General features: G+C 50.5%; 14 protein-coding genes. All 14 read right to left on the bottom strand.

Annotated elements, in window-relative coordinates:
- Positions 1–84 precede the first annotated feature (84 nt).
- The 14 genes from glmU to asnC all read right to left on the bottom strand — a co-directional run bounded on the left by glmU (position 85) and on the right by asnC (position 13,335).
- The gene (glmU, locus tag ACT3RR_RS11740) at positions 85–1,455 is read right to left on the bottom strand and encodes a bifunctional UDP-N-acetylglucosamine diphosphorylase/glucosamine-1-phosphate N-acetyltransferase GlmU (RefSeq protein WP_353503779.1); all 1,371 of its coding nucleotides are present in this window, start codon (positions 1,453–1,455) and stop codon (positions 85–87) included.
- 288 nt (positions 1,456–1,743) lie between these two features.
- A complete protein-coding gene (locus ACT3RR_RS11735) occupies positions 1,744–2,166 on the bottom strand; it encodes a F0F1 ATP synthase subunit epsilon (RefSeq protein ID WP_034794353.1) in 423 nt (140 codons plus the stop codon).
- Positions 2,167–2,193: 27 nt separating this feature from the next.
- Entirely contained in the window at positions 2,194–3,576 is a 1,383-nt protein-coding gene (gene atpD, locus ACT3RR_RS11730; protein ID WP_034794356.1) for a F0F1 ATP synthase subunit beta, read from the bottom strand.
- Between the two features lie 32 nt (positions 3,577–3,608).
- Complete coding sequence (atpG, locus tag ACT3RR_RS11725) at positions 3,609–4,472, bottom strand: F0F1 ATP synthase subunit gamma (protein WP_034794358.1); 864 nt, start codon at positions 4,470–4,472, stop codon at positions 3,609–3,611.
- Positions 4,473–4,542: 70 nt separating this feature from the next.
- Positions 4,543–6,084: a F0F1 ATP synthase subunit alpha gene (gene atpA / locus ACT3RR_RS11720; protein ID WP_034794361.1), complete on the bottom strand. Its 1,542-nt coding sequence runs from the start codon at positions 6,082–6,084 to the stop codon at positions 4,543–4,545.
- Between the two features lie 12 nt (positions 6,085–6,096).
- Positions 6,097–6,630, bottom strand: coding sequence for a F0F1 ATP synthase subunit delta (gene atpH, locus ACT3RR_RS11715; RefSeq protein WP_034794363.1), 534 nt, complete (start codon positions 6,628–6,630; stop codon positions 6,097–6,099).
- A gap of 14 nt (positions 6,631–6,644) precedes the next feature.
- Positions 6,645–7,115, bottom strand: coding sequence for a F0F1 ATP synthase subunit B (atpF, locus tag ACT3RR_RS11710; protein WP_034794365.1), 471 nt, complete (start codon positions 7,113–7,115; stop codon positions 6,645–6,647).
- 65 nt (positions 7,116–7,180) lie between these two features.
- Positions 7,181–7,420: a F0F1 ATP synthase subunit C gene (gene atpE / locus ACT3RR_RS11705; protein ID WP_034794367.1), complete on the bottom strand. Its 240-nt coding sequence runs from the start codon at positions 7,418–7,420 to the stop codon at positions 7,181–7,183.
- A 49-nt stretch (positions 7,421–7,469) separates the two neighbouring features.
- Complete coding sequence (gene atpB, locus ACT3RR_RS11700; RefSeq protein WP_396131734.1) at positions 7,470–8,252, bottom strand: F0F1 ATP synthase subunit A; 783 nt, start codon at positions 8,250–8,252, stop codon at positions 7,470–7,472.
- A 22-nt stretch (positions 8,253–8,274) separates the two neighbouring features.
- Positions 8,275–8,673 carry a F0F1 ATP synthase subunit I gene (atpI, locus tag ACT3RR_RS11695; RefSeq protein WP_034794371.1) on the bottom strand — a complete coding sequence of 133 codons (399 nt, stop codon included), beginning with the start codon at positions 8,671–8,673 and terminating at the stop codon, positions 8,275–8,277.
- Positions 8,674–9,323: 650 nt separating this feature from the next.
- On the bottom strand, positions 9,324–9,944 hold the full coding sequence (gene rsmG, locus ACT3RR_RS11690; RefSeq protein ID WP_353503780.1) for a 16S rRNA (guanine(527)-N(7))-methyltransferase RsmG: 621 nt from the start codon (positions 9,942–9,944) through the stop codon (positions 9,324–9,326).
- 127 nt (positions 9,945–10,071) lie between these two features.
- Entirely contained in the window at positions 10,072–11,961 is a 1,890-nt protein-coding gene (gene mnmG, locus ACT3RR_RS11685) for a tRNA uridine-5-carboxymethylaminomethyl(34) synthesis enzyme MnmG (RefSeq protein ID WP_396131731.1), read from the bottom strand.
- A gap of 379 nt (positions 11,962–12,340) precedes the next feature.
- Positions 12,341–12,784, bottom strand: coding sequence for an FMN-binding protein MioC (gene mioC / locus ACT3RR_RS11680; RefSeq protein WP_353503782.1), 444 nt, complete (start codon positions 12,782–12,784; stop codon positions 12,341–12,343).
- Between the two features lie 89 nt (positions 12,785–12,873).
- Positions 12,874–13,335: a transcriptional regulator AsnC gene (gene asnC / locus ACT3RR_RS11675; protein ID WP_100936558.1), complete on the bottom strand. Its 462-nt coding sequence runs from the start codon at positions 13,333–13,335 to the stop codon at positions 12,874–12,876.
- Positions 13,336–13,467: the final 132 nt, after the last annotated feature.

The raw sequence follows: 13,467 nt of genomic DNA, 5'->3' as shown, positions 1-13,467 counted from the left end.
AAAACGCAGACCAAAACACAACTCTGGTATCAGAAAAGCACGCCGAAACGTGCCTTTCTGAATTAACTATAGCGGTTAAACGCGTTACTTCTTCTTCACCGGGCGTTGCCAGTCAGGCTTATGCACCTGCTGTACGCGGCTGATAACCAAACCGTTTTCTGGCACGTCGCGAGTCACCGTAGTGCCTGCGGCGATAGTCACGTTGTTGCCGACGGTAACGGGCGCCACCAGCTGGGTGTCTGAGCCAACAAAGACGTCGTTGCCAATCACCGTTTTAAACTTGTTTACGCCGTCATAGTTGCAGGTAATGGTGCCCGCGCCGATATTCACGTTATCGCCAATTTCCGCGTCGCCAAGATAGGAGAGATGGCCAGCTTTTGAGCCTTTGCCCAGTCGCGCTTTTTTCACTTCGACAAAGTTACCGACGTGCGCGCCCTGCGCCAGCTCGGCACCCGGGCGTAGGCGGGCGAATGGCCCCACGGTACATTCAGCTTCCAGCACGGCGTTTTCGAACACGCTGTACGGGCTGATTTCGCAGTCATCGCCAATCACGCAGTTTTTCAGCACGCAGCCCGCGCCGATTTTCACGCGATCGCCAAGCTTAACGTTGCCTTCAATGATCACGTTGGCGTCGATCTGCACATCAATGCCGTGCGACAACTCGCCGCGCAAATCAAAGCGGGATGGGTCTAATAGCATGACGCCCGCCAATAATAGGCGCTCGGCCTGCTCACTCTGATAAACGCGCTCAAGGCGGGAGAGCTGGAGGCGGTTGTTCACACCATCCACTTCGCTATTACGGGCTGGGTGAACCGTGGCAATCTGGTGCCCTTCTGCATGGGCCATGGCAATAATGTCGGTGATGTAATACTCACCCTGCGCATTATTGTTGTTGAGTTGCCCCAGCCAGCGTTTTAGCGATGCGCCTTCAGCCACCAGAATACCGGTGTTAATTTCTTTGATTTTCAACTGCTCGGCGTTGGAGTCTTTCTGCTCAACGATGCCAGTCACCGTGCCATTTTCACGCACGATGCGGCCATAGCCCGTTGGGTCATCCAGCACCACTGTCAGTAAACCAATGCCACCGTCCGGTTTGGCTTTCAGCAGATTATCCAGCGTTTCAACAGAAATCAGCGGGACATCGCCATACAGCATCAACACGTTTTCATCATCGGCAAAGTGCGACGCGGCTTGCTGCATCGCGTGCCCGGTGCCCAGCTGCTCGGCCTGAAGCACCCAATTCAGCCCCTCTTCGGCCAGCGACTGCTTCAGCAAATCGCCACCGTGGCCATAAACCAGATGAACGTTATTCGCACCTAGATGGGTCGCAGCATCGATTACGTGCTGAACCATCGGCTTACCAGCCAGAGGATGAAGAACTTTAGGAAGGTTGGAGTACATGCGAGTCCCCTTGCCTGCGGCAAGGATCACAACACTCAATGCGCTGTTAGACATAGGTAACCTGACAAATCCAATTTGAGGGACAAAAGTAACCTGTTAAGCAACAGAATTACTACATATTTCGCTTTGAAAAATGCCCGCAAGCCGCAGCCCGCAAGGCCTGAGCAGGGCATAGCCAATATAAATGAAATCGGCGATAAAATGCCTGATTTACGCAGTAGTATTCCATTTAATGGCGGGCCTTGTCATAAGAATAAGATGCAAAACCCCCCTTATTTATTGCCCAAAAAAAAGATAGCCAAAAAAAAAGCGACCCGAAGGTCGCCTTTTCAACTGATGTCGTTACATCGCTTTTCTGGTCAACTCGATAACGCGAAGTTTCGCGATCGCTTTAGCCAGTTCCGCAGACGCCTGAGCGTAGTCGACGTCGCCGTGAGAACCACTGATGTGTTCTTCCGCTTTACGCTTAGCTTCAAGCGCTCGCGCTTCGTCGAGGTCTTGCCCACGGATTGCAGTGTCAGCCAACACGGTCGTTGCGCTCGGTTGCACCTCAAGGATGCCGCCGGAAAGATAGATATACTCTTCTTCACCGTGTTCTTTAACAATGCGCACCATACCAGGCTTGATGGCGGTGAGCAGCGGAGCATGCCCCGGGAAAATACCCAGTTCGCCTTCGCTACCCGTCACCTGGATCTTTTGTACCATGCCAGAAAACATTCTCTTTTCCGCACTGACAACATCCAGATGGTAAGCTTTTTCAGCCATGTCATCCTCTCTCACAACAAGCTAGCGTTACAGTTTCTTGGCTTTTTCCACTGCTTCTTCAATGGTGCCAACCATGTAGAACGCTTGTTCCGGCAGGTGATCGTAGTCGCCGTCCATAATGCCTTTGAAACCACGAATGGTATCTTTCAGCGATACGAACTTGCCCGGAGAACCGGTGAAGACTTCGGCCACGAAGAACGGCTGGGACAGGAAGCGCTGAATCTTACGCGCACGGGATACAACCAGCTTGTCGTCTTCTGACAGCTCGTCCATACCCAGAATCGCGATGATGTCTTTCAGTTCCTGGTAACGTTGCAGAATAGACTGCACGCCACGAGCCACATCATAGTGTTCCTGACCAACAACCAGTGGATCCAGCTGACGGCTGGTAGAATCCAGTGGGTCAACCGCTGGGTAGATACCCAGTGACGCGATCTGACGGCTCAGTACCACGGTCGCATCCAAGTGGGCGAAGGTGGTGGCTGGAGATGGGTCAGTCAAGTCATCCGCAGGGACGTAAACGGCCTGAACGGAGGTGATAGAACCACTTTTGGTCGAGGTGATACGCTCTTGCAGAGCACCCATCTCTTCCGCCAGCGTTGGCTGATAACCTACCGCCGATGGCATACGGCCCAGAAGTGCGGACACTTCGGTACCTGCCAGGGTGTAACGGTAAATGTTGTCAACGAACAGCAGTACGTCACGACCTTCATCACGGAATTTCTCCGCCATGGTCAGGCCGGTCAGTGCAACGCGCAGACGGTTACCTGGTGGCTCATTCATCTGACCGTAGACCAGGGAAACTTTGTCGATAACGTTGGAGTCAGTCATTTCGTGGTAGAAGTCGTTACCCTCACGAGTACGTTCACCCACGCCTGCAAACACGGAGTAACCGGAGTGCTCGATCGCGATGTTACGGATCAGCTCCATCATGTTTACAGTTTTACCAACACCCGCACCACCGAACAGACCGACTTTACCGCCCTTAGCGAACGGACACATCAGGTCCATAACTTTGATACCGGTTTCCAGCAATTCTTGGGAGTTAGCCAGCTCTTCGTAAGAAGGTGCTGGACGGTGAATTGCACGACGTTCTTCTTCGCCGATTTCACCTTTCATGTCGATTGGTTCACCCAATACGTTCATGATACGACCCAGAGTCGCTTTACCAACCGGAACTTCAATTGGGTGTTCCAGGTTGTTCACTTTCAGACCGCGACGAAGGCCGTCTGAGGTACCCATTGCGATACAACGAACAACGCCGCCGCCTAACTGTTGCTGAACTTCCAGAACCAGTTTGGAGGCACCGTTTTCTACCTCAAGAGCATTGTACACGTTCGGTACTGCATCCTGAGGGAACTCGACGTCCACCACGGCGCCGATTACCTGGATAATCTTTCCAGTAGCCATCTTGAATCCTCTACGTAATTCGTAAACCTAGCTTAAACCGCGGAGGCTCCCCCGACGATCTCGGTGAGTTCCTGAGTGATGCTGGCCTGACGAGCTTTGTTGTATACCAACTGCAGCTCTTTGATCAGGCTGCCGCCGTTATCGGTTGCGGCTTTCATCGCTACCATTCGCGCGGCCTGTTCGCTGGCCAGGTTTTCTACGACGCCCTGATAAACCTGAGATTCCACATAGCGACGCAGGAGGGTATCCAGCAGTGCTTTAGGATCTGGCTCATACAGGTAATCCCAGGATTTCTTCGCCAGTTCGCCATCTTCTGCCGGTGGCAGAGGCAACAGCTGAACGATGCGTGGTTCCTGAGACATGGTATTGACGAATTTGTTGCTAACAACGCATAACTTGTCTAAACGACCTTCATCGTAAGCCTGCAACATCACTTTTACCGGTCCGATAAGTTCTGACAGAGAAGGGTTATCCCCCATGCCAGTCACTTGGGCAACAACGTTGCCACCTACGGAACCGAAGAAAGAGGCTGCTTTGGAACCGATCAGGGCTAAGTCAACCTCAACGCCTTTCTCGGACCAGCCTTTCATCTCTGCCAGCAGTTTTTTGAACAAGTTAATGTTCAAGCCGCCACAAAGACCACGGTCGGTAGACACCACCAGATACCCAACGCGTTTAATTTCACGCTCATCCAGGTACGGGTGCTTGTATTCCAGATTACCTAACGCGAGGTGACCGATCACTTCACGAATGGTTTCTGCATAAGGACGGCTGGCCGCCATGCGATCCTGCGTTTTACGCATTTTGGAGGCGGCGACCATCTCCATCGCTTTAGTGATCTTTTGCGTGTTTTGCACGCTGCTGATCTTACTACGTATCTCTTTTCCGCCGGCCATCTCTGCTTCTCCTCATTACCAAACGGCCTGCTGCTGGTCTGCTAAAGCAGGGCAGCAGGACCGCTTAGTGTTACCAGGACTGGGTTGCTTTGAAGGTATCGAGGATATTTTTGAATTTCCCCTCGATCTCATCGTTGTACGCACCAGTTTGGTTGATTTGTTGCAGAAGCTCTGCGTGCTCGCGGTCAGCGTAAGCCAACAGCGCAGCTTCAAAGCTACCGACTTTAGACAATTCAACGTCTTCCAGGTAACCACGTTCTGCTGCGAAGATAATCAGTGACTGCGCTACGATTGACATCGGCGCGTACTGTTTCTGTTTCAGCAATTCAGTCACTTTCTGACCGTGGTTCAACTGTTTACGCGTTGCTTCATCCAGATCGGATGCAAACTGGGAGAACGCAGCCAGTTCACGATACTGTGCCAACGCGGTACGAATACCACCGGACAGTTTTTTCATGATCTTGGTCTGAGCTGCACCACCAACACGGGATACGGAAATCCCTGGGTTTACCGCAGGACGGATACCGGCGTTGAACAGGTTTGATTCCAGGAAGATCTGACCATCGGTAATCGAGATTACGTTGGTTGGAACGAACGCTGAAACGTCGCCCGCTTGCGTTTCGATGATTGGAAGCGCAGTCAGGGAACCGGTTTTGCCTTTCACTTCACCCTTGGTGAATGCTTCAACGTACTCGGCGTTAACACGCGCAGCACGCTCCAGCAGACGGGAGTGGAGATAGAAAACGTCGCCTGGGTAAGCTTCACGACCTGGTGGACGACGAAGCAGCAGGGAAATCTGACGGTAAGCAACAGCCTGTTTAGACAGGTCATCATAAACGATCAGTGCGTCTTCACCGCGGTCACGGAAGTATTCACCCATTGCGCAGCCGGAGTACGGTGCCAGGTATTGCAGTGCAGCAGATTCTGATGCAGTCGCAACAACAACGATGGTATTTTCCAGTGCGCCGTGCTCTTCCAGTTTACGAACCACGTTAGAAATGGTGGACGCTTTCTGGCCGATAGCCACATAGATACATTTGATGCCGGAATCGCGCTGGTTGATGATCGCATCAATTGCCAGAGCAGTTTTACCGGTTTGACGGTCACCGATGACCAATTCACGCTGACCACGACCGATTGGGATCATGGCATCAACGGATTTGTAGCCTGTCTGCACAGGTTGGTCTACGGATTGACGTTCGATAACGCCCGGTGCGATAGCTTCAACAGCTGAGAAGCCGTCGTGTTCTACCGGACCTTTACCGTCGATTGGCGCACCCAGGGTGTTAACAACGCGACCCAGCAGGCCACGGCCAACTGGAACTTCCAGGATACGGCCAGTACATTTAACTTTCATACCTTCGGCGAGGTCAGCGTAAGGGCCCATTACAACGGCACCTACGGAGTCGCGCTCCAGGTTCAGGGCGATAGCGTAACGGTTACCCGGCAACGCAATCATTTCGCCTTGCATGACATCGGCTAAGCCGTGCACGCGGATGATCCCGTCACTGACGGAAACGATAGTACCTTCATTGTGAGCTTCGCTCACCACATTGAACTGAGCAATGCGCTGCTTGATCAGTTCGCTGATTTCGGTGGAATTCAGTTGCATGCTCCAGTCCCCTTAAGACTGCAAGACGTCTGCCAGGCGTTCAAGACGACTGCGAACGCTGCCATCAATCACCATATCACCTGCACGGATTACGACACCGGCAAGAACAGACTTGTCAATTTTGCAATTCAGCTTAACTTTGCGAGACAGACGTTTTTCCATCGCAGCAGCAATCTTAGCCTGCTGATCTTCGGACAGTGGAGTTGCTGAAGTAACTTCTACTTCGGCAATGGCCTCTAAAGAGGCACGCAGTTCGATGAACTGTTGCAGCACTTCCGGAAGAACGCGTAAACGTCCATTTTCAGCCATAACCTTAATCAGATTTTGGCCTGCGTCGTCGAGTTGTTCACCACATACCGCGATAAACGTTTGAGACAGAGTTTCTGGTGCTAAAGCCCCGGAAAGCAGTTCTTCAATTTGTTCATTGCGTGTGACTTCAGCCGTGAACGCCAGCATGGACTGCCAGCGATCTAAGCTTTGGTGCTCAACGGCAAAGTCAAAAGCTGCTTTGGCGTAGGGGCGAGCTACAGTTACAAATTCAGACATCAGCCCCTCCCTCCTTACAGTTCAGCGACCAGTTTATCAACGATGTCGCTGTTAGCAGCTTCATCCACGGAACGTTCGATGATCTTCTCGGCGCCAGCAATGGCCAAAATCCCGACTTGCTTACGCAACTCTTCACGGGCGCGTTGGCGTTCGGCGTCGATCTCTGCCTTAGCTTGCGTCACGATCTTGTTACGTTCCTGCTCGGCTTCGGCTTTCGCTTCGTCGACGATCTGCGATTTACGCTTGTTCGCCTGTTCGATGATTACCTGAGCTTCAGCTTTAGCTTTTTTCAGTTGGTCGGTCGCATCGGCTTGCGCTAAGTCCAGCTCTTTTTTTGCACGTTCTGCGGAAGACAAACCTTCAGAAATCTCTTTCTGACGTTTTTCGATGGCAGCCATAATTGGCGGCCATACGTACTTCATGCAGAACCAGACAAACAGGACAAACGCGATAGCCTGGCCGAGGATTGTTGCGTTAAGATTCACAGCACAATGCCTCTTTCAAAGTGAATTATTTGATGTAGTTCGAATAACAGTGAGCGAGCTCAGTGTTACGCGACAGCAAACATCACGTACAGACCCAGACCAACAGCAATCATTGGGATTGCATCGACCAGACCCATAACGATAAAGAACTGTGTACGCAACAGAGGGATCAGGTCAGGCTGACGTGCAGCACCTTCCAAGAATTTACCACCCAAGATGCCGATACCGATTGCAGCACCGATTGCCGCCAGGCCCATCATCAATGCGGCAGCCATGTACAGCAGATCCATACTCAGGTTTTCCATGACAGTCTCCAGTTTGTTTCAGTTAAAACGCAGTAGTGTTGAAAGAAAATCAGTGTTTTTCAGATGCCATCGAGAGATAGACAATCGTCAGAACCATGAAGATAAAAGCTTGCAGCGTAATGATCAGGATGTGGAAAATGGCCCAAGGCACACTCAGAATCCACTGTGACCACCACGGCAGCAGGCCAGCAATAAGGATGAAGATCAACTCACCCGCATACATATTGCCAAACAGTCGCAGACCCAGTGAAACTGGTTTGGACAGCAGGCTGACACCTTCAAGAATCAGGTTAATCGGAATGAAAACCGGATGATTGAATGGCTGCATTGTCAGTTCCTTAACGAAACCGCCAACGCCTTTCATCTTAATGCTATAGAAAAGAATCAGAATGAATACGCCAAGCGCCATCGACAACGTGATGTTCACGTCGGCCGTTGGTACAACACGCAGAGCAGGCAAACCAAGAACCTTTTCACCAATGAATGGCAGCAGGTCGATTGGCAGCAAATCCATCATGTTCATTAAGAACACCCAGACGAAGACAGTCAGAGCCAAAGGGGCGATGACTTTGCTTTTGCCGTGATACATGTCACGCACGTTGCTATCGACGAAACCTACAACCAGCTCGATGGCCGTTTGCATTTTTCCTGGGACACCACTGGTGGCCTTTTTAGCGACGCGATGGAAAATAACCAGAAAGAGTACCCCGAGGACCACGGAGAAAAACATCGAATCGATGTTAATCGACCAGAATCCCGTCCCTACCTGAAGCTGTGTCAGATGGTGACCGATATACTCTTGTGGAGTAGAGATTTCTCCTGATGCAGACATGATGCCTCTTACCCTTTAGTAGTTAAGTACGGTAACTGTTAATGACGGCCGGTGCTAAAATCTGAGTCATCAACACCGATAAATAAGCCAAACCAAGCGGAGCAAAAACCGCCTTAAACAGGCCCAGCGCGATAATCATCAAGATAATCGTTATCAGAACCTTCAGCGCTTCTCCGATGGCAAAAGTCCAGGCAACTCGTCCAGAAACCGCTGTTTGCCCCTGCTGACGCATTGCGAAAAGCGTGAACAATACATTCGGTAGCCATGCGGCCATTCCGCCCATTAAGCCAGAAGTGGTCCACGTCAGGCTTTTAAAGCCAAATGCAGCACTGAGCAGAACAAAGGTCAGTAACTGCAGTATTAACAGCTTTCTGGCCACCTTCGCGCCGTTCTTGCTGTACAAAATACCTGATACAGACATGACGTTTGTTCTCTCCGTACTAAGTACCTAGCTGGAGGTATGCTGAGTGCCGTATATCATAGCCTTTACGGTTTTGAGTCAAGCAGCAAAAAACGAGCAAATTATACGGGCCACTCAAACGAATTCAATGGATAAGTAGCGAAAAGGTGAACAATTATTTAAATTTTAAGCTTTATGGCTATTTTCATAAGCAAACTATAGTCGTAAATGGCCTTTCGGCATTTGTACGAGTATTCCATTGCTTAACAAAGAAGCGTGCGCCCGATCACATAATTACTATTTTCAGCTGCTAATACATCATCGGTAAAGCTAATCCTTAGCTATTCTGGCCTTTTAAAAGTAATAAAAATCAATAGGATGGTTATTTGGTAGCCTTAATTAAAACGGAATGCAAAATAACTGCACTTCCCTGAAACAATAACCCAACAAATAACAACATTTTCATTACATGAGTTTTATCTTAGCCAGTGCCACTTTTTATTTTCAACCGTAACTATTTCCTGCCTGATTAGATCTGAAAGGTCATACAACTGCTATCAGAGTGTAAAAATGAGGTAAAACTCAAACGGACGGCATTGATTTAATTAGCCTGCTTATTTTACCTTTCATACACATTTGAAATTTTGACGATTTATTGACTCATCGCAAATTTAGTTTGCCTTAAGGACAACTAAATGACGCTCGCCTTCCAGTTCCGGAACCTTTAATTTTACGATCTCTTCCAGAGTAACCCCATCTGGTAACGAGTCTAGCTCATCATCCGGACGCACGCCCTTCAACGCGTAGAAACGCCCCTGCCCTTTCGCCGGCAAATGGTGACACCACGACAGCATATCTTGCAGCGAGGCGAAGGCGCGGCTAATCACGCCGTCAAATGGCGGCTCGGGGATAAACTCTTCCACGCGGCTCTGTACCGGCTCGACGTTCGTCAGCCCCAGCTCATGCTGCACCTGGCGTAAGAAACGCACGCGCTTGCCAAGGCTATCGAGCAGAGTGAAGTGGGAGTCAGGGCGAACGATAGCCAGCGGGATGCCCGGCAGGCCAGGCCCCGTGCCGACGTCAATAAAGCGCGAGCCGGTCAGGTGCTTATTCACCACGATGCTGTCCATGATATGGCGAACCAGCATCTGCATAGGGTCACGAACCGAAGTCAGGTTGTAGGCTTTATTCCATTTGTGCAGCATCTCGACATAGGCCACTAACTGCTGTTTTTGCTGATCGGGTAGCGATAATCCAGCCGCAGCCAGCAGCGAGTCTAATTTCTTATGCACAATGAGGTCCTCTGACAAAAAACATGTCCGTTCGAATTGGTGAAGAATGATAAATCAGCTGATGGAGCGGGAAAAGCGAGATTTGGCCACCAGACTGAAATCATCTGGCGGCCAGAACGAGAGGAAATTAGGCGCTGCGGCGCAGCAGACCTTGCTTTTTCAACCAGATAAGCAGAATCGAGATAGCCGCCGGTGTGATACCCGAAATACGGGTCGCCTGACCGATCGACGTCGGTTTGTGATCGTTAAGTTTGGCGATCACTTCGTTCGATAAGCCATTCACCTGACGATAATCGAGATCCAGCGGCAACAGGGTATTCTCGTTGCGCTGCTGTTTTTCGATCTCATCCTGCTGACGAGCGATATAACCTTCGTATTTGACCTGAATTTCAACCTGCTCGGCAGCCTGAACGTCCGGCACTGAAGGGCCAAACGGCGTAAGGCTGGTCAGCAGCTCGTATGTCATCTCAGGACGACGCAGCAACTCTTCGGCACTGGCTTCTTTCGACAGCGGCGCGGACAGATGCGCGTTAACCAATTCAACTTGCTCAGAGCGTGGGTTCACCCAAATGCCGCGCAGGCGCTGGCGTTCAAGCTCGATCATCTCTAATTTTTGGTTGAAGCGAGCCCAGCGAGCGTCATCAACCAAGCCCAGTTCACGGCCTTTTTCAGTCAGGCGTAAATCGGCATTGTCTTCACGCAGCATCAGGCGATATTCAGCACGCGAGGTAAACATGCGGTACGGCTCTTTGGTGCCCAGAGTGCACAGGTCGTCAACCAACACGCCAAGGTAAGCCTGATCGCGACGCGGCGCCCAACCTTCTTGCTCAAAGGCGTAGCGCGCAGCGTTCATGCCCGCCAATAAGCCTTGCGCTGCTGCTTCTTCGTAACCGGTGGTGCCGTTGATCTGTCCGGCGAAGAACAGGCCTGGAATGAATTTGCTTTCCAGCGTCGGCTTCAAATCACGCGGATCGAAGAAATCGTATTCGATGGCATAGCCCGGACGCACGATAACGGCGTTCTCCAGACCCTGCATGGAACGAACGATCTGCATCTGCACGTCAAACGGCAGGCTGGTGGAGATACCGTTTGGATAGACTTCGTTGCTGGTCAGCCCTTCAGGCTCAAGGAAGATCTGATGCGAGTTACGATCTGCGAAACGCATGACCTTATCTTCGATCGACGGGCAGTAACGCGGGCCGATCCCTTCGATGATCCCTGCGTACATCGGGCTACGATCCAAATTATTGCGGATCACATCATGGGTTTTCTCATTGGTGTAGGTCATGTAGCAAGGGATCTGACGCGGATGCTGTGCCGCGTTACCCATGAATGAGAAAACCGGCGCCGGGTTGTCACCGTGCTGAGGCGCTAATGCGCTGAAGTCGATAGAGCGTGCATCGATACGCGGAGGCGTACCGGTTTTAAGGCGATTTACACGCAGTGGCAGTTCACGCAGGCGCTGTGACAATGAGATTGCTGGTGGATCCCCCGCACGACCGCCGCTGTAGTTCTCCAGACCAATGTGGATTTTTCCATCCAGGAAGGTGCCTACGGTCAGAACGACAGACTTAGCACGGAATTTAAGGCCCATTTTGGTCACGGCGCCAACCACTGTGCCATTCTCAACAATCAAATCTTCAACAGACTGCTGGAAGATCATCAGGTTTGGCTGGTTTTCCAATGCTGTGCGAACGGCTTGGCGATACAAAACGCGGTCTGCCTGAGCACGAGTGGCCCGAACGGCTGGACCTTTACTGGCGTTTAGTATCCTAAACTGAATCCCCGCATGATCGATCGCCGTGGCCATCAAACCGCCCAGTGCGTCCACTTCTTTAACCAGATGTCCTTTCCCGATCCCACCAATCGCTGGGTTACACGACATTTGTCCTAGCGTGTCGATATTGTGGGTCAATAACAGGGTTTGACGTCCCATTCTGGCTGAAGCCATAGCGGCTTCGGTGCCTGCATGGCCACCACCGATGATGATGACGTCAAATTGTTCCGGATAAAACATGGTACTGCACCTCGGAGTTCATGCGATGAAAGGGTGTGTGGTGTTGGGAGGAGGGATTCTACTCAAGTTTTGAGGTTCCACAAGTCCCGGGGGATCGTCACTAATTAAAAGAAGATCTTTTTTATTTAAAGATCTCTTATTAATACTTCTATTAGGATCACGATCCTCTGTGCATAAGTCTTTATTGTCGATGAAGATCAACAAGCTAAGCACGATCGAATGCTGTGAATGATCGGTGATCCTGTTCAGTATAAGCTGGGATCAGAATAGAGAGTTATGCACAGCATGAAATGCGACCTAAGGTTGTTAGAGGGATAACTACCGGTTTTACCCTGCTTTACAGCCTAGTTATCCACATCTGATCGCTGAATATTTACACTTATTTGAGCAAATTAATCCAATTGATCACCCAAATCTCAGCGGGATCTTCAGGAATTTCATGTTGGGTCACATCGATTTCCATGCGATCGCCAATTCTTTTTGCGCCCAACGCTGTCAGTTTTTGATCCAATGAACGGATCGCGCCACAAAAAGTATCGTATTCGCTGCTGCCAAGACCCAATGCCCCGAACTGTACTTTAGACAGATCCGGCTGCTGCTCTTCCAGCTGTTCCAGGAAAGGTTGAAGGTTGTCAGGAAGATCTCCTGCACCATGTGTTGAACACACCACCAGCCAAATACCTTCGGCCGGGACTTCATACAGCTCTGGACCATGCAATGTCTGAGTACTAAAACCGGCTTCTTCCAGCTTTTCTGCAACGTGTTCCGCTACATATTCGGCACTGCCAAGCGTACTGCCACTGATCAGGGTAATGGTAGACATAATGCTCTCACCTGATAAAAGAAACGACATTGTACGCTGTGAATCAGCTGGGATCTACCTGTGGATAATAGGGGTATATAAATTCGGCCTTATGGCTTGATGGTGCGCATAATGGGGTTCTGCAGGGAGATCAGCGTCTCCGTGGACTGAATCTCATCAATGGTCTGGATCTTGTTGATAAGTACGTGTTGCAGCGAATCAATCGAGCGGCACATGATCTTGATGAAGATGCTGTAGTGGCCGGTGGTGTAATAGGCTTCGACCACCTCTTCAATGCTTTCAAGCTTAGCCAGCGCGGAGGGGTAGTCTTTGGCGCTCTTGAGAATGATGCCGATAAAGCAGCAGACGTCGTAACCTAGCTGCTTTGGGCTGACGGTGATATTGGCACCGGTGATGATTCCTGCCTGTTTCATCTTCTCAACGCGAACATGGATGGTGCCGGGGCTGACGGCGAAAACCTTCGCCAGTTCGGCATAGGCCGTGCGCGCGTTAACCATCAGGGCGTTTAGGATGGCGCGATCGAGATTATCGATCTGATAAATTTCGGTCATTTTTTTCCTCTCATATTCTCGTATCAACAATTTATGCTGCCTAAAAATGAGGGATTAAAAGCCTTAAGGCAATATTTATTGTTGGATATTGAATCTATCTCTTACTTTGTTGCTTAATCAGTTCTATTGAAG

This window comes from Ewingella sp. AOP8-B2-18 (assembly GCF_052376015.1).
In the GTDB taxonomy this organism is placed as follows: domain Bacteria; phylum Pseudomonadota; class Gammaproteobacteria; order Enterobacterales; family Enterobacteriaceae; genus Ewingella; species Ewingella allii.
This window is presented reverse-complemented; position numbering and strand designations above follow the sequence as displayed.

Bases quoted from the DNA above. Each gene is read 5' to 3' on its own strand.
- atpG (WP_034794358.1), bottom strand. From the start codon at position 4,472: ATGGCCGGCGGAAAAGAGATACGTAGTAAGATCAGCAGCGTGCAAAAC.
- asnC (WP_100936558.1), bottom strand. From the start codon at position 13,335: ATGACCGAAATTTATCAGATCGATAATCTCGATCGCGCCATCCTAAAC.
- atpA (WP_034794361.1), bottom strand. From the start codon at position 6,084: ATGCAACTGAATTCCACCGAAATCAGCGAACTGATCAAGCAGCGCATT.
- atpE (WP_034794367.1), bottom strand. From the start codon at position 7,420: ATGGAAAACCTGAGTATGGATCTGCTGTACATGGCTGCCGCATTGATG.
- glmU (WP_353503779.1), bottom strand. From the start codon at position 1,455: ATGTCTAACAGCGCATTGAGTGTTGTGATCCTTGCCGCAGGCAAGGGG.
- mioC (WP_353503782.1), bottom strand. From the start codon at position 12,784: ATGTCTACCATTACCCTGATCAGTGGCAGTACGCTTGGCAGTGCCGAA.
- mnmG (WP_396131731.1), bottom strand. From the start codon at position 11,961: ATGTTTTATCCGGAACAATTTGACGTCATCATCATCGGTGGTGGCCAT.
- atpB (WP_396131734.1), bottom strand. From the start codon at position 8,252: ATGTCTGCATCAGGAGAAATCTCTACTCCACAAGAGTATATCGGTCAC.
- atpH (WP_034794363.1), bottom strand. From the start codon at position 6,630: ATGTCTGAATTTGTAACTGTAGCTCGCCCCTACGCCAAAGCAGCTTTT.
- atpI (WP_034794371.1), bottom strand. From the start codon at position 8,673: ATGTCTGTATCAGGTATTTTGTACAGCAAGAACGGCGCGAAGGTGGCC.
- atpD (WP_034794356.1), bottom strand. From the start codon at position 3,576: ATGGCTACTGGAAAGATTATCCAGGTAATCGGCGCCGTGGTGGACGTC.
- ACT3RR_RS11735 (WP_034794353.1), bottom strand. From the start codon at position 2,166: ATGGCTGAAAAAGCTTACCATCTGGATGTTGTCAGTGCGGAAAAGAGA.